Source organism: Gordonia sp. 852002-50816_SCH5313054-c, from assembly GCF_001665925.1.
GTDB lineage: Bacteria > Actinomycetota > Actinomycetes > Mycobacteriales > Mycobacteriaceae > Gordonia > Gordonia jacobaea.
The window spans coordinates 80,860-101,605 of record NZ_LZTE01000034.1 but is presented as its reverse complement, the minus strand read 5'-3'; the positions used below and the strand labels follow the sequence as shown (position 1 = coordinate 101,605).

The window sequence follows — 20,746 nt, the reverse complement described above, 5'->3', positions numbered from 1 at the left end:
TGTGCCGCGCGCTAATCGGACAATTGCGGCGGGGCGCTTCAGTTCTCGATCGGCTCCTGGCCGTAGAGCAGACCGCGGTCGATTCGACGCTGCACGTCGCCCTTGATGTAGCGGATATAGAGCCAGACGCAACCGAAGATCACGCCGATCACCGCGATCGACCAATGGAAGACACCGCCGATGATCACGAGAACCTGCAGTGCCAGGTTGATGTTGAGCGCTTGTGGTCGCTTCTGCATTCCGACTGCGAGCACCATCAACAGCGTCACCACACCGAGATACGTCCCCGACACCCAGGTCAGGCCGTTGCCCACCCGCGCAACGATCGGGAACGTCAGGATCATGACGATGACCTCGAGCACCATGGTGCCCGCCATCACGCCACGCAGGCCCTTCCACGGGTCGTTCGTCGGTGCGGTGAACTTGGGCGTGGCCGCGGATTCCGGTGTGTTGCTGCCCGATTCGCTCATGCGGGCTCCTTCCCGAACAGCGTTCGTCCGGCGCCTGCCGTCACCACCGACCCGGTGATGACCACTCCGGCGCCCGACACCGGTTCGCCGTCGGACTCCTCGGCGAGTCCGATCGCTGCTTCGACGGCGTCGGGCAGGAAGGGTTCGACGTGCACCCGCTCCTCGCCGAAGACCTCACGCGCGGTCTCGGCGAGTGTCTCGGCGTCGACGGCCCGCGGCGAGCCGTTGTTGGTGACGACCACCGCGTCGAGTACCGGCTCGAGTTCGGTGAGGAACCCCGCGGCATCCTTGTCGCCGAGCATCCCGATGACGCCGACGAGACGTCGGAAGTCGAACTCCTCGGTGAGTGCGTGCGCGAGCGCGTGTGCTCCGTGTGGGTTGTGCGCGGCGTCGACGAAGACGGTCGGCGCGCTGCGAACACGTTCGAGCCGGCCGGGACTGCTGACTGCCGCGAAGCCCGCGCGCACGGCGTCGATGTCGAGTTGGCGGCCGGGTCCCGCACCGAAGAATGCTTCGACGGCGGCCAGCGCGATCGACGCGTTCGCCGCCTGATGCTCGCCGTGCAGCGGCAGGAAGACCTCGTCGTAGACACCGCCGAGGCCCTGCAGACGCAGGAGTTGCCCACCGACGGCCGTGACGGATTCGATGACCGCGAACTCGGAGTTCTGCCGTGCGACGACAGTGTCTTGCGCGACGGCCTCGCGCAACAGCACGTCCATCACCTCCGGCTGCTGCGGTGCGATCACGGTCACCGGATCGGTCACCACCAGGTCATCCTTGGCGGGTTTGATGATCCCGGCCTTCTCCCCCGCGATCGCCGCAAGAGAATCGCCGAGGTAGTCGGCGTGATCCATCGCGATCGCGGTGATGACGGCGACCGTCGCGTCGACGACGTTCGTCGCGTCCCAGCGCCCACCCATCCCCGTCTCGACCACGGCGACGTCGACCGGCGCCTCGGCAAAGTACGCGAACGCGATGGCGGTGAGCACCTCGAACTTGCTCATGCGCGGACCGTCGGCGGCCGTCGACGAATCGTCGACCATCGTGACGTACGGCTCGATGTCGCGGTAGGTGTCGATGAAGTCGCGCGCCGAGATCGGGCGGCCGTCGACGGCGATCCGCTCGGTGACCCGCTGCAGGTGCGGACTGGTGTACCGACCGGATCGACGATGCAGCGCGACCATGAGCGAGTCGATCATCCGAGTGACCGACGTCTTGCCGTTTGTGCCGGCGATGTGGATCGCGGGATAGGCGTGCTGGGGTGACCCCAGCAGATCCATCAACGCCGCGATACGGGTCAGCGACGGCTCGATCCGCGTTTCCGGCCACCGCGTGTCGAGTTCGTTCTCCAACTCGGCGAGCTCGGCGAGATCCGACGGACTGTCGACGACGATGATCGGGGTGTCGTCGAGGTCGTCGCCGAGGAGCGAACCGAGATTCATCGGATCGGGCTCGACGTCGCCGTCCTCGTAGCCGGCGAAGTCTGCCGACGTGAAGATCGGCTCCCCGTCATCTTCCAGGTAGTCCCTGTCTGAGGATTCCCTGTCTGAGGCGTCCGTGTCTGAGGCGTCCGTGTCTGGGGAGTAGTCGTCGTCTCCCCGGCCCGGCCGGCCGTCGCGCGAACTCATGACCCGCCCAGCGATGCCAGTTTCGCCCCGAGCCGCTCGACTTCTTCGGTCGCGACCTGCTGCCGTTCCCGGATCTTGGCGACGACGTTGTCGGGAGCTTTCGCGAGGAACTGCTCGTTTCCGAGCTTGGCCGTCGTCTGTGCGAGTTCTTTCTCAGCGGCGGCGAGGTCTTTGGCCGCACGTTTGCGTTCGGCCTCGATATCGACCGTGCCGGAGGTGTCGATCCGGACGGTGACCGTCGCCGACGACAGCCGGACGTCGACCGTGGCGGTCGCGGAGAAGTCGTCGCCTGCGCCGTCGAGACGGGCGAGTGAGTCGAGGTAGGGCCGCACGTCGGACAGTCCCGCGGCATCGAGGCCGTCGATCTCGGCCGCGACCCGTTGCCCCGGTCGGAGTCCCTGGTCGCTGCGGAAGCGTCGAACCTCGGTGATCAGTCGCTGGAGGTCGTCGACTTCGGTTGCCGCAGCGGCGTCGGCCGGACGCCCCGACCGCGTCGGCCACGACGCGATCACCACGGACTCTCCACCGGTCAACGTCTTCCACAACATCTCGGTGACGAATGGCATGACCGGCGACAACGCGCGCAGCAGCGGGTCGAGGACAGCGCCGAGCACCAGGGCCGTCGACCGCGAGCGCTGCGGATCATCCTGTGCGAACTGCACTTTCGCGAGCTCGAGGTACCAGTCGCAGACCTCGTCCCACGCGAAGTGATACAGCGCCTCGCATGCCTTGGAGAACTCGTACGAGTCGAATCCGGCGTCGACCTCGGCGAGTACCTCGTCGAGGCGCCCGAGAATCCAGCGGTCGGCGACGGTCAGGTCGGCGGCGTCGGGTAGCTCGCCGTCCGCAGGCACCTGCGCACCGTTCATCAGGGCGAACTTGGTGGCGTTGTACAGCTTGGTCGCGAAGTTGCGCGACGACTGTGCGTGGTCCTCGCCGACAGAGATGTCCGATCCGGGATTCGCGCTACGGGCAAGCGTGAACCGCAGCGCGTCGGCGCCGAAACGGTCGACCCAGTCGAGGGGATCGATGCCGTTGCCGCGTGACTTCGACATCTTGCGGCCGTGCTCGTCGCGCACGAGTCCGTGCAGGAACAGGTTGTGGAACGGCACCTTCTTGTCGGCGTCGAAATCCTTGCCGACGTAGGTACCGAACATCATCATTCGGGCGACCCAGAAGAACAGGATGTCGTAGCCGGTGACGAGCACCGAGTTGGGATAGAACTTCTCGAAATCAGGGGTGTCGTCCGGCCAGCCGAGCGTCGAGAACGGCCACAATCCCGACGAGAACCACGTGTCGAGCACGTCGGTTTCCTGCACATAGCCCTCGGGCGCCTGCTCGTCCGGTCCGACGCAGACGACCTCACCGTCGGGGCCGTACCAGATCGGGATGCGGTGACCCCACCAGAGCTGGCGCGAGATGCACCAGTCGTGCATGTCGTCGACCCAGGCAAACCAGCGCGGCTCCATCGACTTCGGATGGATGACCGTCGATCCGTCACGCACGGCATCGCCCGCGGCCTTCGCCAGCGACTCGACCGCAACCCACCACTGCATCGACAGCCGTGGCTCGATCGGCTCGCCGGTCCGCTCGGAATGACCGACGCTGTGCAGGTACGGCCGGACCTCCTTCACGATGCGGCCCTGCGCGGCGAGCGCCTCACGGATCTTGACGCGCGCCTCGAAGCGGTCCATACCGTCGAATTGCGTTCCTGTATCAGCGATGCGAGCTTCTTCGTCCATGATCGTCGGCATCGGCAGATCATGTCGGGCACCGACCGCGAAGTCGTTCGGGTCGTGCGCGGGAGTGATCTTGACTGCGCCCGTACCGAATTCGGGGTCGACATAGTCGTCGGCGATGACCGGGATCTTGCGGTCGAGGAACGGATGCTCGAGTTCGGTTCCTACGAGGGCGGCATACCGTTCGTCGTCGGGATGCACAGCGATCGCCGTGTCGCCGAGCATCGTCTCCATTCGAGTCGTCGCAACGACGATGTGAGGCTCGGAGTCGTCGAGCGACCCGTAGCGGAAGCTGACGAGCTCGCCCTCGACGTCGGCGTAGCTGACCTCGATGTCGCTGACCGCGGTCTTGAGCACCGGCGACCAGTTGACGAGACGCTCGGCCTGATAGATCAGCCCGTCGTCGTACATCTTCTTGAACACGGTCTGGACTGCCCGGGACAGGCCCTCGTCCATGGTGAAGCGTTCACGGGTCCAGTCGACGCCGTCGCCGAGTCGGCGCATCTGCTCACCGATGTTGCCGCTGATCTCGGCCTTCTCCTGCCAGACCCGCTCGATGAAGGCATCGCGACCGAGATCGTCGCGGGTGAGTCCCTCGGCAGCGAGTTTGCGCTCGACCATGGTCTGCATCGCAATGGCGGCGTGGTCCATGCCGGGCAGCCACAGCGTCTCGAAGCCCTGCATGCGTGCGCGGCGGGTCAAGGCGTCCATCAGGACGTGCTCGTAGGCGTGCCCCATGTGCAGCGACCCGTTGACGTTGGGCGGCGGGATGACGATGGAGTACGCGGGCTTGTCACTGGAAGCATCCGGCGTGAAATACCCGGCATCAACCCAGCCCTGGTAGAGCTTCGACTCGTGGTCGGCGGGGTCCCAGGATTTCGGCAGTGCAGGCGTCGAGTCGGTCACCCTTCAATCTTAGGGAACGCCGTCGTCGCTCTTCACACCGTCTCCGACTGTCTACTCATGCGGCCTCGCAGGCGCGCCTCAGCCGATCGCTTCGGCGCGCGCGGCGTCGGCTGAAACCCGCACTCGGTGGACATCTTCCGGAGAGTTCACATTGGTCAGCCACAGGGGGTCCGAGACGGTGACCCGATAGGTCGCCAGGGCGTCGAGAGCCGCTGTCATTCGACGCTCCCCCGTTGCGACGAGTTGGCCGATGGCGTCGGCAGCGTCGGTGCGGTAGATAGCGGCCATGGGATGGTCGCGTTCGGCGTCGTGGGCGACGACAGCACCCGCGGAGTCGGTCACCGCCTGGCTCAGTTCGTCGATGAGGCCCGGCTCGATGAGCGGCATGTCGGTCGCCGACACGAATGCGTGCGAACGGCCGGCTTCGCGAGCGGCAGCCAGTCCGACGGCGAGGCCCGCCAACGGACCGGCGCCGGGCTGTTCGTCGGTCACCCACACCGCTTCCGGGCCGCCGGTACCGTGCAGCAACCGATAGGCCGCCGAGTCCTCCGGGGCCACGACGAACACCGGTTCGCACCGTTGCGAGATCACGCGTACGACACCCGCGAGCATGGGTTCGCCGTTCCAATCGAGTGCCGCCTTATCGCTGCCCATGCGGCGTGAACGGCCACCCGCCAATACGATTCCCGCGATCTGGTCTTCGGTGAGTGTCATCTGACCAGTCTGTACCACCCCCGGCGTCACCGTCCCCAAGACGACAAAACGCGGGCCCCGTCTTGTGTGACGGAGCCCGCGTGTCAGAGGGTTCGGTGCGGTGTCAGGCGCTCTTGTCGCGACGCTCGGCCGACGTGTCGGACCGCGGCACGATCGTCGGCAGGACGTTGTCGTTGACCGTCTCAGCGGTCACGACAACCTTCTCGACGTCGTCGCGACTCGGGATGTCGTACATGACCGGAAGCAGGACTTCTTCCATGATGGCGCGGAGCCCGCGTGCACCGGTGCCGCGATGGATTGCCTGGTCGGCGACGGCCTCCAACGCATCCTGCGTGAACTCCAGCTCGACGTCGTCCATGTCGAAGAGTTTGGTGTACTGCTTCACCAGCGCGTTCTTCGGCTCCGACAGGATCGAGACGAGAGATTCCTTGTCGAGGTTGGTCACCGACGCGATCATCGGCAGACGTCCGATGAACTCCGGGATCAGACCGAATTTGATCAGATCCTCCGGCATGACCTCGGCGAAATGATCGCTCGTGTCGACCTCGGCCCTGCTCGCAACCTCGTTGCCAAAACCGATGCCGCGCTTGCCGATTCGCTCGGAAATGATCTTCTCGAGTCCGGCGAACGCACCCGCGACGATGAACAACACGTTGGTCGTGTCGATCTGGATGAACTCTTGGTGCGGATGCTTGCGTCCGCCCTGCGGCGGCACCGATGCCTGCGTGCCCTCGAGAATCTTGAGAAGTGCCTGCTGCACACCTTCGCCGGAGACGTCACGAGTGATCGACGGGTTCTCGCTCTTACGGGCGATCTTGTCGACCTCGTCGATGTAGATGATGCCGGTTTCGGCGCGCTTGACGTCGTAATCGGCGGCCTGGATCAGCTTGAGAAGAATGTTCTCGACGTCTTCACCGACGTAACCGGCCTCGGTGAGCGCGGTGGCATCGGCGATGGCGAACGGCACGTTGAGCATCTTGGCGAGCGTCTGGGCGAGGTAGGTCTTACCGCACCCGGTGGGCCCGAGCATCAGGATGTTGGACTTCGCGAGTTCGACGACCTCGCCGGTCCGCGAGTCCTTCTTCTCCCCCGCCTGGATGCGCTTGTAGTGGTTGTACACAGCCACCGCGAGCGTGCGCTTGGCAGTGTCCTGGCCGATGACGTAGTTCTCGAGGAAGTCGCGGATCTCTGCGGGCTTGGGCAGTTCGTCGAGCTTCACGTCGCCGTTCTCGGCGAGCTCCTCCTCGATGATCTCGTTGCACAGGTCGATGCACTCGTCGCAGATGTACACGCCGGGGCCGGCAATGAGCTTCTTGACCTGCTTCTGGCTCTTCCCACAAAACGAGCACTTCAGCAGATCGCCACCGTCTCCGATTCGTGCCATCTCGCGCCGTACCTACTTCCCTTGCTTGCCGTGCTGCCGTGTCGTCGTATGAATCGTGTCGGCCTGATCGTTGTGGTCTGGATCGATGTCGTTTGGATCGCTGTCGTCTGGATCGTTGCGGGGTGGAACCTTGACTGTCGTCGCAGACCTCGTACTTGGGGCAGTCGGATGCGGACCATCGCTAGTCAGGATCGCCCGATATCACGACGGTACCCGCGTGTCGACATAACTTCGACCGATAAGAGCAAATGTCGCGATCGAAATCCGCCGATCCGCCGAGTCGTCGCCCCCAACGGTGCGGCACTCAAGCATGCACCCTGTGCCGCACCGTTATCGGGGAACCCCGAGGGGCGTGTCGCTACTTCTTCATCGACTTCTTGCGGTACTCGAACACCTCGTCCACGATGCCGTATTCCTTCGCCTGATCGGCGGTGAGGATGTTGTCGCGGTCGGTGTCCTTGCGGATCTTCTCCTTGGACTGACCGGTGTGGCCGGCAAGGATCTCGTCGAGACGGTTGCGGATGCGCTCGATCTCGGCGGCCTGGATCTCGAGGTCTGACACCTGGCCCTGGAACGCTCCACCCGTCCGGGGCTGGTGGATCAGGATGGTCGCATTCGGCAACGCCGCACGCTTACCGGGGCTACCGCCCGCGAGCAGAATCGCCGCGGCCGACGCAGCCTCTCCGAGGCAGACGGTCACGATGTCGCAGTGGACGTACTGCATCGTGTCGTAGATCGCGAGCATGTCCGGCACGCTGCCGCCCGGCGAGTTGATGTACATGGTGATGTCGCGGTCGGGGTCCTGCGATTCGAGAACCAGCAACTGCGCCATGACGTCGTTCGCGACGGTCTGATCGATCGGCGTTCCGACGAACACGATGCGCTCTTCGAACAGCTTCGCGTACGGGTCGTACTGGCGCTGCCCGTTGGGGGTGTGCTCGATGAACTGCGGGAGGATGTAGCGCATTTCGATGTTCTTCAGCGCGAGGGCCGAAGCGGGAATCCCTGCGGCGACGTCGGCCGGCAGCGAGTCGTACATGTTGGTCATGGTCTGCTCCGTGAAGTGTGAGGTGACGGGTGAACTCGACTGTGGTTGATCGCTTGAGATCTACGACGCCTGGCTGGCGCGCGAAATCACGTGGTCGACGAGGCCGTAGTCCTTGGCCGCCCCCGCGGTGAACCACTTGTCGCGATCGGCGTCTGCCTCGATCTGCTCCACCGTCTGACCGGTGTGCTCGGCGTTCAGCTCGTTCATCTGCTTCTTGGTCGTGGCGAACTGCTCGGCCTGAATCGCGATGTCGGCCGCCGTACCACCGATACCTGCGGACGGCTGGTGCATCATGATGCGCGCGTGCGGAAGGGCGTAGCGCTTTCCCTTGGCGCCGGCGGTGAGCAGGAACTGACCCATCGAGGCCGCGAGGCCCATCGCGTAGGTGGCGATGTCGCACTCGGCGAGTTCCATCGTGTCGAAGATCGCCATGCCCGCGGTCACCGAGCCACCGGGCGAGTTGATGTACATGTGGATGTCTCGCGTGGGGTCCTCGGCGGCGAGCAGCAGAATCTGCGCGCACAGCCTGTTGGCGATGTCATCGTCGACCTGAGTACCCAGGAAGATGATTCGCTCACGCAGCAGCCGCTCGAACACCGAGTCGCTCAGGTTCAGCCCGGCGACCCCTGAACTCATCGAGGGTGTGTAAATGGTCGGCTTGCTCACGGTTCCCACCTTGTCTGTCGTTTGTGGTCTGTCTCGATCCGCGCCCCGGCTGACCCGGGGCCCGTGTGCTTGTTGATCTCGAGTGCATTGATGACGGGGCGCGGCCTGTCGATGGCATGCCCTGTCGATCTCGCTTATTCGGGATCGTCCTCACCGACAGTAGTCAATCGACGGTGCCCGACACCGCCCATGACGCCCCTATTCGCTGAGAGCAGAACAGCCGGACACGGGCATGGCCCAGTATCCGGCTGTCACGTCCTGCTGTGGAAAAGTCAGGCGTCGGAATCCTTCTTGTCCGTATCCGACTCGTCAGCGGCCGATTCGTCAGCAGCGTCGTCGGCATCGGTGCCGCCGCCGAAGAACTCTGCGGTGTCGACGGTGTTGCCGTCGGAATCGGTCACGGTGACCTCGTCGACGATGCCGGCGAGCGCCTTACCGCGGCGAACGTCGGCGTAGACGGCGCCGACCTGGTTTGCCTGGGTGAGCTGCTGGATGAACTCCTGCGGAGCCATCCCGTAACGCTGCGCCTGGAACAGGATCTGCTGGGTCAGCTCGTCCTGGCTGACCTCGGTCTCCTGCTGCTCGGCGATGGCGTCGAGGAGGAGCTGCGTGCGGACCGACTTCTCGGCCGACTCGCGAGCGTTCTTCTCGAACTCCTCACGCGTGGTGCCCTGCGCCTCGAGCAACTGCTCGAAGATCGCGTCATCATGGCCGATGCTGTGCAGCACCTGCTCGAGCTGTCCGTCGACCTCGGCCTGCACGACGTTCTCCGGCAGCGGGATCTCGACGGTCTCGAGAAGCTTGTCGAGCACGGCGTCACGAACAGCGTTGGCCTGGTCGAACCGCTTCGACTGCTCAACGCGCTCGACGATCGACTCGCGCAGCTCATCGACGGTGTCGAACTCGGACGCCATCTGGGCGAACTCGTCGTCGAGTTCGGGCAGCTCGCGCTCCTTGACCGAGTTCACCGTGACGGTGACCTCGGCGTCGGCGCCTGCATGATCTCCCGCGACGAGCTTGGTGGTGAAGGTCTTCGACTCGCCGGACTTCAGACCGACGAGCGCCTCGTCGAGTCCGTCGATCAACTGACCCGAACCGACCTCGTGTGACAGCCCCTCGGTCGACGCGTCTTCGACGTTCTCGCCGTCGACGGTCGCCGACAGGTCGATCGAGACGTGGTCGCCATTCTCGACGGCGCGGTCGACTCCCTTGAGCGTGCCGAACCGGCCGCGCAGCCCTTCGAGCTGCTCGTTGACCGCGTCCTCGTCGTCGGCGACGGCGTCGACCTCGACGGACAGCGTCGAGTAGTCGGGAAGCTCGATCTCCGGGCGAACGTCGACCTCAGCGGTGAAGCTGATGCTCTCGCCGTACTTCAGCTCGGACAGATCGATCTCGGGCTGGCCGATGGCCTTGGTCTCGGTCTCGGCCACGGCCTCCGAGTACTTGCCCGGCAGTGCGTCGTTGACGACCTGAGCGAGGATCGAGTCGCGACCGACTCGAGCTTCGATCAGCTTGGCCGGCGCCTTTCCCGGACGGAAGCCCGGGATACGGATCTGCTGTGCCAGCGAACGGTATGCCCGGTCGAAGTCGCCCGAGAGTTCCTCGAACGGTACTTCGACATTGAGCTTCACTCGGGTCGGGCTCAGTTGCTCGACGGTGCTCTTCACGCCTCAATGCTCCTTATGTGTACGTGCGTACGTGCTGATCTGTCGGGATGACAGGATTCGAACCTGCGACCCTCCGCTCCCAAAGCGGATGCGCTACCAAGCTGCGCCACATCCCGGTGGCCTCGATACACCTCACCGCGGCCCCGATGGCCCCTGCGCGGACCCATCGATTCCCTGACGAGCAGGGCCAACAGAAGATAGTACGTGGCCCCAGTTTAGTAACCGAATCCGGTCCTCGACGACGTGCGTGTGACGAGCCGCGGACTTGTGAATACGGAGCCACTCGGCCCCCGGGACCTCCCGCGTGACACCTGGACGTCCAGGCGATTTCGAATCCGACGCACTCATTGGGTACAGTCACATGCGCTGCCGCACAGCGACAGCACGCGGGTGTAGCTCAATGGTAGAGCCCTAGTCTTCCAAACTAGCTACGCGGGTTCGATTCCCGTCACCCGCTCAGACGAGGTCAGAGGGTTTTCCCTCTGGCCTTTTTCTTTTACGTCGATCTCGAGTTCCGTCGCCTTCTTCGACTAGCACCTGCGACACACCACCACCGACGAGTGTGATCCACGCCACATTCAGGTGTAACCTTGCAGCATGTCCTCCAGTTACTCCAAGACCCCGCGCAAGTGCTCTACCTGCGGCGCACCGCTGTTCTACCGCCGCGACGTGACGACGTCCGAGAGCGGCACGCCCCGCGTCGACGCCATGCTCGTCTGCCGCAACGAGGGGTGCTCAGAGCCCGCGCTGCATCTCAAGACCGAGCACCCGGACACCCAGAGCCAGCCGGCGTAATGCGCGGCGCCGCAGCCTTTTCGAGACCTTCGGGTTGACGATTCGGAAAAATGTGATGGGTGTCACATAGTGCGGCGGCCTATCCACCGACCTCCCCTTTTACGTTCGCGAAGCACCGATCCGACACCTCAATGGGGCGTCGCATGCGTTTGCCTTTGAAGGAAAGACAACGGTTGTGTAACGATGGTCGCGGCGCCTCGGGGGGGTGCGCCCGTACTGTCCCGAGAGCGAAGGTTTGCGAACTCCCGTGTTGAACACAACGTCGTCCCATCGTCGCCGGAAGAGCGTCGTCCGTGGACTCCTTGCAGCGGTCATCGGCGTCATCGCCGTTGCACTGGCCGCACCGGGCCTCGCCCAGGCCACGCCAGTCACCGTCGTGCCGGGCCTTCTGCCTGTCGAGATCCCCGACAACATTCCGGGACTGCCGACTCCGCCCAAGCCGTCGACTCCTGCGCCGGCTCCCAAGACCACCACGCCTCCTCCTACGACCACGCAGGAGACTCCTAACTTCCCCGCGATCCCCAACGTGAAGACCTCGACCGGTTGGATCGCGCTGGCAACCGATGGTGACCACACCATCTACTGGTGGAAGGACGGCAAGTTCGTCAAGAAGATGCCGATCTCCATGGGATCCAACGCGCATCCGACCCCGAACGGCGTCTACCACACCCGTGAGAAGTACCAGCACATCGTGATGGACTCCTCGACCTACGGCGTTCCGGTCGACTCACCCGAGGGCTACCGCACCGACGTCAACTGGGCGACCCGCATGTCGGGCGACGGCATCTTCATCCACGCCGCACCCTGGTCGGTTGCACAGCAGGGCAACAGCAACGTCAGCCACGGTTGCATCAACATCAGCACCGAGAACGGCAAGTGGGTCTACGACACCATCCCGCAGGGCACCCCGATCGTGGTCCGCGGAACCGTCGGCGGCCAGTACGACGGCAACTGATCTGCCTATCTGAATCATTCAAGACACGAAAGAGGCTCCCGGTCGACGACCGGGAGCCTCTTTCGTGTTGCCTAGACCTCAGACGAGGGTTCCCGCGTCGACAGTCCCGACGTCGAGGTCCATCCGATTACCCTCGGCCCGCACCTGCGCAATCGCGCGCATCTTGTTCGACGCATCGAGCGCGGCAACCTTGTAGCCCTCGGCCAGGGTCGGGTAATTGAAGACGGCATCGACGAGGTAGTCGATCTTGCCGCCGAGACCCATCACCGTCTGGCCGATATGGACGAGTTCGGCGGCATTGCTACCGAATGCGTGCACGCCGAGAAGCGTTCGCTCCTCGGCGTGCACGAGCAACTTGAGCAGTCCGTAGGAGTCGCCCATGATGGCCCCTCGTGCGAGTTCGCGATACCGCGCGACGCCCACTTCGAACGGCACATTCGCTGCCGTCAGCTGGTCTTCGGTCTGACCGACAAAGCTGATCTCCGGGATGGCGTAGATCCCGATCGGCTGCAGGTTGTCGTCCGTAGCACCGACCGGCTCGTCGAACGCGTGATACGTCGCGCGTCTGCCCTGCTCCATCGACGTCGCAGCCAACGCGGGGAACCCGATGATGTCGCCAACCGCGTAGATGTGGTCGACCGCGGTCCGAAAGTCGGAGTCGACGGTGAGCCTGCCGCGTTTATCCGCGGTCAGGCCCGCTGCCTCCACCCTCAATTCGTCGGAAACACCCTGACGGCCTGCGGAGTAGAGCACGGTGTCCGCGGGGATCTTCTTGCCCGACGCCAGGATCGTCAGCGTTCCGGATGGATGCGTCTCGACGATCTGTACCTGCTCCCCGAACCGGAAGGTCACGCCTCGCTCGCGCAGTTGGTACTGCAGCGCTTCGACGATCTCACGGTCGCAGAAGTCGAGCATGGTGGGCCGTTGCTCGATCACGGTGACCTTGGTGCCCAGGGCCGCGAACATCGACGCGTACTCGATGCCGATGACACCCGCTCCGACGACGACCATCGATCGCGGAACCCGATCGAGTGCCAGGATCTGGTCGGAGTCGACCACGGTGGTGCCGTCGAAGTCCACCGAGGGAGGGCGCGCGGGCCGCGTACCGACGGCGATGACGAACTTGTCGGCGCTCACGTGTTTGAGATCGCCGGTGGCGTCCTCGACCGCTATTTCGTGAGGACTCGTGAAGTACGCACTGCCGAGCAGCATGGTCACACCATTGCGAGCGAGCTGGCTCTGAATGACATCGATTTCTTTCCCAACAACGTGCATGGTGCGCGCCGAAAGATCCGTGACCGTTATATCCGATTTCAATCGATACGATTCGCCGTACATTTCGCGTTGGTTGAGGCCGGTCAAATACAGGACCGCCTCGCGAAGCGTCTTTGATGGAATCGTGCCGGTGTTGATGCAGACGCCGCCAACCATGTTGCGCCGCTCCACAATTGCTGCCCGCTTACCGAGCTTCGCCGCGGCGATGGCCGCTTTCTGCCCGGCCGGTCCAGAACCGATGACAACGATGTCGAAATGATCCACGGGGTCCGTCTTTCGCTCGTTTGACGCCTGACGACCCGTCGCGGGTCTGTGATCAGTGTCGCTCAGCGACCGGGTTCGCACGACTCGAGGCGCAGACCGGGGCAAAGGTTGCACCGACCTGCAACCACCGGGCCAACTCCTGGCAGCCCGTCGTCTCCGGATCTGTGACGAGGCGCCGATACGGCTCCCGGCTGTACGCGGTGTGCCTGCCACCGTCGCGGTTGGTGATCACAAGGCTGTGCCACACGATGAGAGCTGGGAGGTATCGACGCACCGCGTGCCATGCGGCCCGAACGCGGCGAACGTCCCGGCTCCACTGGGTAGGTCGAAGTGACGTACGCGCGGCATTCTGAAAAGCGTTGTCCCGCAGGATCGCGAGCATGTCGAGAATCCATCGGACCGGTCGATGGAACTCGAGCGTTGGCGTCAGATCGGCGATGTCGCGGATCAGCGAATCGGGTTCTGCGTTGCAGATCATGTCGGTAGGTGCGCCGACCCACCACGCGGGAATCTGATCCGGCAACCGCGGCCCCTCCCCCGCGACGCCCCATCCGGAACAACCGGTGACCACGCCGGGCGGTTGGTGCGGATCGGCGACGAAACCAAGCCCCAGAACACGATTCAGTGCCGGATCACCGTCGAGTTGCAGTTCGTGCACACAGCGTCGGACGACGACGGCGCCCTGCGAATAGCCGACGATCATCACGACTCCGCTGGTCTGCTCCAGCTGGTGACGCAGCGCCAGGACACCCTCGGCCACACTGTCTGCGTAACTCATGCCGTCTCGACCGTTCGCAGGCCCGTAGCTTGCCGGGTAGCCCACCCACCGGGGCATGAAACGGGCGTCGAGATCATCGGTGACGGCGGCGAGCATCCCGGTAACCGCTGTTCGCGAATCCCCTTGGTACGACTCACCGGTTCCCCCGACCGCGAGGACCGTGATGCGATCGCCCGTGGACGCCGGGGCCGCTGCGTCATACCCGGTCAGATCACGTGCGTCTGCCGCCTGCGTGGGATCTGTGCACTCCATGTGTTCCATCGTCGGCGTCGCCGATGAGAACAGCGCCCAACGACACTGAACTTTCTCTGTGAGACCGCAGGTCAGAGTCGTGCAGATCACGTCAGATCAGGTTGATTTACACAGAATTAACGCGAACACTGGATAGGGCAGTCCGTGAAGCGACCATCTCGACGGTCGAACAACCGACTGCACCACCGAACAAGACGCCCGATACGAAGAAAGCAGCAATTCCGATGTCTTTCGCACGATTCCGTGCACAGCTCCACAATTCCTCTGACCGTCGCAGGCTCTACGACCGGATCAACCGGGTAGCCGCCGATTCGCAGCGCGACGAACTGTTGATCATGGCGCAGCGCGCCGAGCAGCGCACTCACTGAGTCACACATCCTGAGCCCGTAGTCACTGACTGCGGGTTCTGTCTTGTCCTCCGGCTCTTCTGCCCGACATCCGTTGTGCCTCGAGTCACTGCCGACCAGCCGGTCACGACTGGCAGACCGGACACCAGAACAGGTTTCGACCTCCCAGTTCGCTGTGCGCGATCGGCGTTCCGCAGATCCTGCACTTCTCTCCCGCGCGCCGGTACACGTAGGTGCGCGGGCGGTTGGTGGCGTACGACGGGGCGCCGTGATCGTCCTCGGGACGTATCACGTGGATTCGCCCGCGGCGGACCCCGACCTTCATCAGCGCCACCAAGTCGCTCCAGAGGGCATCGAACTCATCCGCGGTGATCGACGTACCCGGCCTCATCGGGTCGATTCCGTTGCGGAACAACACTTCTGCGCGATACACGTTGCCCACTCCCGCAATGACCTTTTGATCCATCAGGAGCGCGCCGATCGGTCGACGCGACCGCGCGATGGCCGCGAACGCCCGCGACGGGTCGGCGTCGGACCGTAGCGGGTCGGGGCCGAGCCGCGCGACGAGTGCGTCGAGGTCTGCGGGCGTGTACAGCTCGCACGCGGTGGGGCCACGGAGGTCGACGCCGGTCGACTCTCCGACGAGCCGCATCCGCACCTGCCCGACCGGCTCACCCATCGGGACAGGCAACTCGGTGAACGCGCCGTAGAGCCCGAGGTGGACGTGCAGTAGTTGGTCACGTCGACCATCGCGGTAGCGCTGCACGAGGTGCTTGCCCCACGCTTGAGCGTCGGCGAAGACCATTCCGTCGACGACACCGGCTCCCTCGGCGAACCGACCCTGTGGCGAACTGACCGCGACGCGCTGACCGTCGAACAGTTTTCGTTGACGCCGCGCGATGCGGTGAAGGGTATGGCCTTCAGGCACGGCGCCCTCCGCTAACTGTCAACGCCGTATGCCGGTCATCACTCCGACCGGTCATCGGTGTCAGCGAGGGTTCTCGACGATCAGGACTCGGGCAGCGCCGGCGCGACGCCGGTCTCCTCGTATTCGCTGAGGATGTCGATTCGACGCCGATGACGCGGCTCCTCGGAGAACGGGGTGTCGACGAAGGCGTCGACGATCGCCAACGCCTCCTCGGTGGTGTGCATGCGGCCACCGATACCGATGAGCTGGGCGTTGTTGTGCTGGCGGGCGAGTTGGGCGATCTCGACGTTCCAGGCGAGCGCACACCGCGCACCCTTGACCTTGTTCGCGGCGATCTGCTCGCCATTGCCGCTGCCTCCGAGCACGATGCCGAGGCTGCCCGGATCGTCGACGGTCTTCTGGGCGGTGGCGATGCAGAATGCGGGGTAGTCGTCCTGCGCGTCGTACACATGAGCGCCGGAATCGATCACTTCGTGCCCGTTTGCCTTGAGGTGTTCAGAGATCTTGGCCTTGAGTTCGAATCCGGCATGGTCGCCACCGACGTATACGCGCATAGCGACCACTATAGATTGAAGGCCGTGGACGACTCATCGCCTATTCCGAATGTGCCAGGACTTGCTGATCCGGCGCCGACGACATCCCACTATGACCCCAACCGACGGTGGCTGACGCCTGCGAAGTACGCGGCAAAGCCGCGACTGCATCCGTGGGAGATCCCGACGCTCGTCGTGCTGATCCTGCTGTCGCTGATCGGCTACGTGACCGTCGTGGTGCTGGTGATGTTCGGTGTGTTCAATCAGTTCGCGCTGCTGGCACTCGCGCTGCCATTGCTGCTGTTCCTCATTCGAGGCATCACGTATGCCACTCCCCGCGCCAATGGCGTTCAGATGACGCCGACGCAGTTCGTCGAGGGATACCGGATGGTCGTCGAAGCGGCGGCCCGCTACGGACTCGAGTACGTGCCCGACGCCTACGTCGTACTCGGCAACGGGCAGATCAACGCGTTCGCGTCGGGCCACGGTTTTCGACGCTACGTCGTCGTCTACTCCGATCTCTTCGAGATCGGCGGCAGGGCTCGAGATCCCGAGGCGCTGCGATTCATCATCGGCCACGAGGTCGGTCATATCGCCGCGGGGCACACGTCGTACTGGCGACAACTCGCGACGAGCATCGGCATGCAGATCCCCATACTCGGCTCGCTGCTGTCGAGGGCCCAGGAGTACTCGGCCGACAACTTCGGCTACTACACGCAGCCCGACGGTGCACCGCGGGCAATGGGCGTGCTCTCGGCGGGCAAGTACATGCTGCGCGCCGTCGACTTCGACCAATTGGCCGACAGGGCAACACACGAGAAGGGTTTCTTCATCTTCCTCGTAAATCTGCTTGCGTCGCACCCTGTTCTCACGTGGCGCGCGGCAGCGCTGCGTGATCGCACGCGCGCGGGCGCGATCCTGTTCCGCCCGAAGACCATCGTGCGAGGCGTCGGAAGCGGCAACGCGGTCCCCGTCACGCCACCGCCGCACCCCGCCGCCGTGGCTGCGGGGTCGCTGCCGAACGGACTCGAGGCTCCACCCAAGTTCTAGGTCAGTCGAACTGCGGATCCTCGTCGCGGCTGCGCTTGAGCTCGAAGAAGTGCGGATACGACGCGAGTGCGACGGCGCCATCCCAGACGGTGCCCGCGGTCTCACCGCGCGGAATCCGGGACAGAACAGGGCCGAAGAACGCGACCCCGTTGACGTGGATGGTCGGCGTCCCGACGTCGTCGCCGACCTTGTCCATGCCCTCGTGGTGGCTGGTGCGAATCCAGTCGTCGTACTCGGTGGAGTCCGCCGCCTTCGCGAGCTTGGGATCGAGGCCCAGTTCATCGAGCGTCTCGGCGATCACGACGTCGAAATCCTTGTTGCCCTGGTTGTGGATTCGGGTGCCCATGGCCGTGTAGATCGGCGCCAGGACGTCGTCGCCCTTCGCCGCAACTGCCGCAGCTATCACGCGCACGGGGCGCCAGGCGTTCTTGAGCGCTTCGCGGTAGTCGTCGGGGATGTCGCGGCCCTCGTTGAGGACGGCGAGACTCATCAGGTGGAAGTTCACGTCGACGTCGCGCACCTTCTCCACCTCGAGAATCCACCGCGAGGTGATCCAGCACCACGGACACAGCGGGTCGAACCAGAAATCAATACGATCCTTTTGCGACATCTGCACACATTCCCTTCGACATGGCCAACGCGTATCGGTCGTTCACACCCAACAGCTCGTTGAAGAACCATCAGGTCTTTGCACCAGCAGCACTTTCAACCAACGACCATCCGCAACGATTCCACGCCGACGTTACGCGGCTAAGCTGGCGATTGTGACTGCCCCGAATCTGACCCGAGACCAGGCGCGAGAACGTGCCACCACCATCGACGTATCCCACTACGACGTAGAACTCGACCTCACCGACGGCAGCGGCAAGCCCGGAGAGAAGACTTTCCGCTCGACGAGCACCGTCACCTTCACCGCGACACCCGGCTCGCAGACCTTCATCGACCTCGTCGCGCCGACGCTCATCTCGGCCACGCTCAACGGAAAAGAACTCGACGTCAGCGGCTTCGACGAATCGGTGGGACTCACGCTCCCCGATCTCGCCGCAGACAACGAGCTCGTCGTCGTCGCCGACTGCGCCTACTCCCACACCGGTGAGGGGCTGCACCGTTTCGTCGATCCCACAGACGATTCCGTCTATCTCTACTCGCAGTTCGAGACCGCCGACGCCAAGCGGATGTTCGCCTGCTTCGACCAGCCCGACCTCAAGGCGACCTACACGATCACCGTGACCGCGCCCGAGGACTGGAAGGTCATCTCGAACGCGCTGACCGAGTCGATCGACGGCGGAGTGCACCGCTTCGCCGAAACACCGGTCATGAGCACCTACCTCGTCGCGTTGATCGCGGGGCCGTACGCGGAGTGGACAGACACCTACACCGACGACCACGGTTCGATCCCGCTGGGGATCTACTGCAGGGCCTCCCTCGCGGAGTTCATGGACGAGGAGCGTCTCTTCACCGAGACCAAGCAGGGATTCTCCTTCTACCACAAGAACTTCGGCATCCCCTACGCCTTCGGCAAGTACGACCAGCTCTTCGTGCCCGAGTTCAACGCAGGCGCAATGGAGAACGCGGGCGCAGTCACGTTCCTCGAGGATTACGTCTTCCGGTCGCGCGTGACCAACTACAACTACGAGCGGCGCGCCGAGACCGTCCTGCACGAGATGGCACACATGTGGTTCGGCGACCTGGTCACCATGAAGTGGTGGGATGATCTGTGGCTCAATGAATCCTTCGCCACGTTCGCATCTGTGCTGTGCCAGTCGGAGGCAACCGAGTACACCAGCGCGTGGACGACGTTCGCCAACGTCGAGAAGTCGTGGGCCTATCGCCAGGATCAGTTGCCCTCGACGCATCCCGTTGCCGCCGACATCCCCGACATCGCCGCCGTCGAGGTCAACTTCGACGGCATCACCTATGCCAAGGGCGCATCCGTGCTCAAGCAGTTGGTCGCCTATGTGGGAGTCGACGACTTCCTCGCGGGTCTGCGCGACTACTTCACCGCGCACAAGTTCGGCAATGCGACGTTCTCGGATCTGCTTGCCGCGCTGGAGAAGTCGTCGGGTCGCGATCTCTCCGACTGGGGTAGCCAGTGGCTCAAGACCACCGGCATCAACGTCATCCGCCCCGACTTCGAGGTCGACGACTCGGGCGCGTTCACCCGCTTCGCCATCATTCAGGACGGCGCAGCTCCCGGCGCGGGCGAGACACGCGTGCACCGTATGCGCGTCGGCATCTACGACGACAACGCATCCGGAGCTCTCGAACGCGTCCAGAGCGTCGAACTCGACGTCGAGGGCTCGGTCACCGAGGTCGCCGATCTCGTCGGCGTCCCGCGCGGAAAACTGATCCTGCTCAACGACGACGACCTCACGTACGCGTCGGTGCGCCTCGACCCCGAATCGCTCGAGACCGCCACCGCACGCATCGGCGACATCACCGACTCGATGCCACGCACGCTGGTGTGGTCGGCCGCCTGGGAGATGACCCGCCAGGCCGAGATGAAGGCGCGCGATTTCGTCGCCCTCGTCGAGCACGGCATCGCCGCCGAGACCGAAATCGGTGTGGTGCAGCGTGTTCTGCTGCAGGCGACCACCGCGATCGAGTCGTACGCCGACCCGGGATGGGCCACGACCGTCGGCTGGCCGGGTTTCAGCTCCCGACTCCTCGAACTCGCCCGGGCGGCAGAGTCGGGTTCCGACCATCAGCTCGCATTCATCAACACCCTACTCGCGGGACGACTGTTCGACGAGCAGATCGCCGTGGTGCGGGCACTCCTCGACGGCGACGACCCCGCCGACCACGGTCTGGCGGGCCTGACGATCGACACCGACCTGCGGTGGAAGCTGGTGCTCGCGCTGGCGACCGCGGGAGCCATCGACAGCGACCCCTCGAATACACCCGTCATCGACGCCGAGGCCAAGCGCGACAACACCTCTGCGGGTACCCGGCAGGCCGCCACCGCGCGTGCCGCGCGTCCGCTTGCCGAGGCGAAGGCCGACGCGTGGTCGCAGGCGATCGACGACGACACGCTCTCGAACATCTACACGCGAGCGGTCGTGGCAGGTTTCGATCGTCCGGGTCAGGCGGAGTTGTTGTCGCAGTACGTCGACAAGTACTTCGCCGCGGTTCCGGAGGTGTGGAGCCGTCGATCGAGCGAGGTGGCGCAGACCGTCGTGAACGGCCTGTATCCGTCGTGGGAGATCACACCCGAGGCGCTGGCGAAGGCCGACGAGTTCCTCGCCAACGATCACCCGGCCGCACTCAAGCGGCTGATCATCGAGGGTCGCGCCGGTGTCGAGCGCTCGCTTCGCGCACGAGGTTTCGACGCCGAGTGACAGTTCATA

Annotated in this window: 18 protein-coding genes and 2 tRNA genes; 6 read left to right on the top strand and 14 right to left on the bottom strand. The window is 64.3% G+C overall.

The annotated features are described in order from the left end of the window. Window positions 1-38: 38 nt before the first annotated feature. The 9 genes from A5788_RS06470 to A5788_RS06430 form a co-directional block, all read right to left on the bottom strand. Window positions 39-470 carry a DUF4233 domain-containing protein gene (locus tag A5788_RS06470; protein WP_005205062.1) on the bottom strand — a complete coding sequence of 144 codons (432 nt, stop codon included), beginning with the start codon at window positions 468-470 and terminating at the stop codon, window positions 39-41. Then, window positions 467-1,912: a bifunctional tetrahydrofolate synthase/dihydrofolate synthase gene (gene folC, locus A5788_RS06465; RefSeq protein WP_174273037.1), complete on the bottom strand. Its 1,446-nt coding sequence runs from the start codon at window positions 1,910-1,912 to the stop codon at window positions 467-469. Before folC ends, A5788_RS06470 begins: the two co-directional genes overlap by 4 nt. 182 nt (window positions 1,913-2,094) lie before the next feature. Beyond that, on the bottom strand, window positions 2,095-4,743 hold the full coding sequence (locus A5788_RS06460; RefSeq protein ID WP_064869814.1) for a valine--tRNA ligase: 2,649 nt from the start codon (window positions 4,741-4,743) through the stop codon (window positions 2,095-2,097). Window positions 4,744-4,821: 78 nt separating this feature from the next. After that, a complete protein-coding gene (gene mobA, locus A5788_RS06455) occupies window positions 4,822-5,457 on the bottom strand; it encodes a molybdenum cofactor guanylyltransferase (protein ID WP_064864789.1) in 636 nt (211 codons plus the stop codon). Between the two features lie 103 nt (window positions 5,458-5,560). After that, complete coding sequence (clpX, locus tag A5788_RS06450; RefSeq protein ID WP_049697048.1) at window positions 5,561-6,841, bottom strand: ATP-dependent Clp protease ATP-binding subunit ClpX; 1,281 nt, start codon at window positions 6,839-6,841, stop codon at window positions 5,561-5,563. Window positions 6,842-7,199: 358 nt separating this feature from the next. Continuing rightward, window positions 7,200-7,889 (bottom strand): ATP-dependent Clp protease proteolytic subunit, encoded by a 690-nt coding sequence (locus A5788_RS06445; RefSeq protein ID WP_005207743.1) that lies wholly within the window; start codon window positions 7,887-7,889, stop codon window positions 7,200-7,202. A 60-nt stretch (window positions 7,890-7,949) separates the two neighbouring features. Then, entirely contained in the window at window positions 7,950-8,555 is a 606-nt protein-coding gene (locus A5788_RS06440) for an ATP-dependent Clp protease proteolytic subunit (RefSeq protein WP_049697448.1), read from the bottom strand. Window positions 8,556-8,827: 272 nt separating this feature from the next. Then, window positions 8,828-10,222, bottom strand: coding sequence for a trigger factor (gene tig, locus A5788_RS06435; RefSeq protein ID WP_049697047.1), 1,395 nt, complete (start codon window positions 10,220-10,222; stop codon window positions 8,828-8,830). 42 nt (window positions 10,223-10,264) lie between these two features. Further along, window positions 10,265-10,338 (bottom strand) — tRNA-Pro (locus A5788_RS06430). 270 nt (window positions 10,339-10,608) lie between these two features. Here A5788_RS06430 and A5788_RS06425 point away from each other — a divergent pair. The 3 genes from A5788_RS06425 to A5788_RS06415 all read left to right on the top strand — a co-directional run bounded on the left by A5788_RS06425 (window position 10,609) and on the right by A5788_RS06415 (window position 11,972). Continuing rightward, a tRNA-Gly gene (locus A5788_RS06425) sits at window positions 10,609-10,679 on the top strand. Between the two features lie 140 nt (window positions 10,680-10,819). Continuing rightward, window positions 10,820-11,017, top strand: a complete 198-nt coding sequence (locus A5788_RS06420) for a hypothetical protein (protein WP_064869812.1) — start codon at window positions 10,820-10,822, stop codon at window positions 11,015-11,017. Window positions 11,018-11,264: 247 nt separating this feature from the next. Beyond that, a complete protein-coding gene (locus A5788_RS06415) occupies window positions 11,265-11,972 on the top strand; it encodes a L,D-transpeptidase (RefSeq protein ID WP_064869810.1) in 708 nt (235 codons plus the stop codon). Window positions 11,973-12,050: 78 nt separating this feature from the next. Here A5788_RS06415 and sthA read toward each other — a convergent pair whose 3' ends face one another. Together sthA and A5788_RS06405 are read right to left on the bottom strand one after the other, a co-directional pair. Then, window positions 12,051-13,511, bottom strand: coding sequence for a Si-specific NAD(P)(+) transhydrogenase (sthA, locus tag A5788_RS06410; RefSeq protein WP_064864779.1), 1,461 nt, complete (start codon window positions 13,509-13,511; stop codon window positions 12,051-12,053). A gap of 52 nt (window positions 13,512-13,563) precedes the next feature. Next, window positions 13,564-14,541, bottom strand: coding sequence for a PE-PPE domain-containing protein (locus A5788_RS06405; RefSeq protein ID WP_005207748.1), 978 nt, complete (start codon window positions 14,539-14,541; stop codon window positions 13,564-13,566). 224 nt (window positions 14,542-14,765) lie between these two features. Between A5788_RS06405 and A5788_RS24045 the strand changes: the two genes are divergently transcribed. Continuing rightward, window positions 14,766-14,909 (top strand): hypothetical protein, encoded by a 144-nt coding sequence (locus tag A5788_RS24045; RefSeq protein WP_168431298.1) that lies wholly within the window; start codon window positions 14,766-14,768, stop codon window positions 14,907-14,909. 103 nt (window positions 14,910-15,012) lie between these two features. On the opposite strand, the gene A5788_RS06400 is transcribed toward A5788_RS24045, so the two are convergent. Continuing rightward, window positions 15,013-15,816: an Fpg/Nei family DNA glycosylase gene (locus tag A5788_RS06400; RefSeq protein ID WP_005207749.1), complete on the bottom strand. Its 804-nt coding sequence runs from the start codon at window positions 15,814-15,816 to the stop codon at window positions 15,013-15,015. Window positions 15,817-15,896: 80 nt separating this feature from the next. Continuing rightward, entirely contained in the window at window positions 15,897-16,370 is a 474-nt protein-coding gene (locus A5788_RS06395; protein WP_005207750.1) for a ribose-5-phosphate isomerase, read from the bottom strand. Here A5788_RS06395 and A5788_RS06390 point away from each other — a divergent pair. Continuing rightward, on the top strand, window positions 16,344-17,399 hold the full coding sequence (locus A5788_RS06390; RefSeq protein WP_005207751.1) for a M48 family metallopeptidase: 1,056 nt from the start codon (window positions 16,344-16,346) through the stop codon (window positions 17,397-17,399). The genes A5788_RS06395 and A5788_RS06390 overlap by 27 nt on opposite strands. A gap of 1 nt (window position 17,400) precedes the next feature. On the opposite strand, the gene A5788_RS06385 is transcribed toward A5788_RS06390, so the two are convergent. Then, window positions 17,401-18,009 carry a mycothiol-dependent nitroreductase Rv2466c family protein gene (locus A5788_RS06385; protein WP_039856530.1) on the bottom strand — a complete coding sequence of 203 codons (609 nt, stop codon included), beginning with the start codon at window positions 18,007-18,009 and terminating at the stop codon, window positions 17,401-17,403. Window positions 18,010-18,163: 154 nt separating this feature from the next. Here A5788_RS06385 and pepN point away from each other — a divergent pair, with 154 nt between their 5' ends. Further along, a complete protein-coding gene (gene pepN, locus A5788_RS06380; protein WP_005207753.1) occupies window positions 18,164-20,737 on the top strand; it encodes an aminopeptidase N in 2,574 nt (857 codons plus the stop codon). Window positions 20,738-20,746 lie beyond the last annotated feature (9 nt).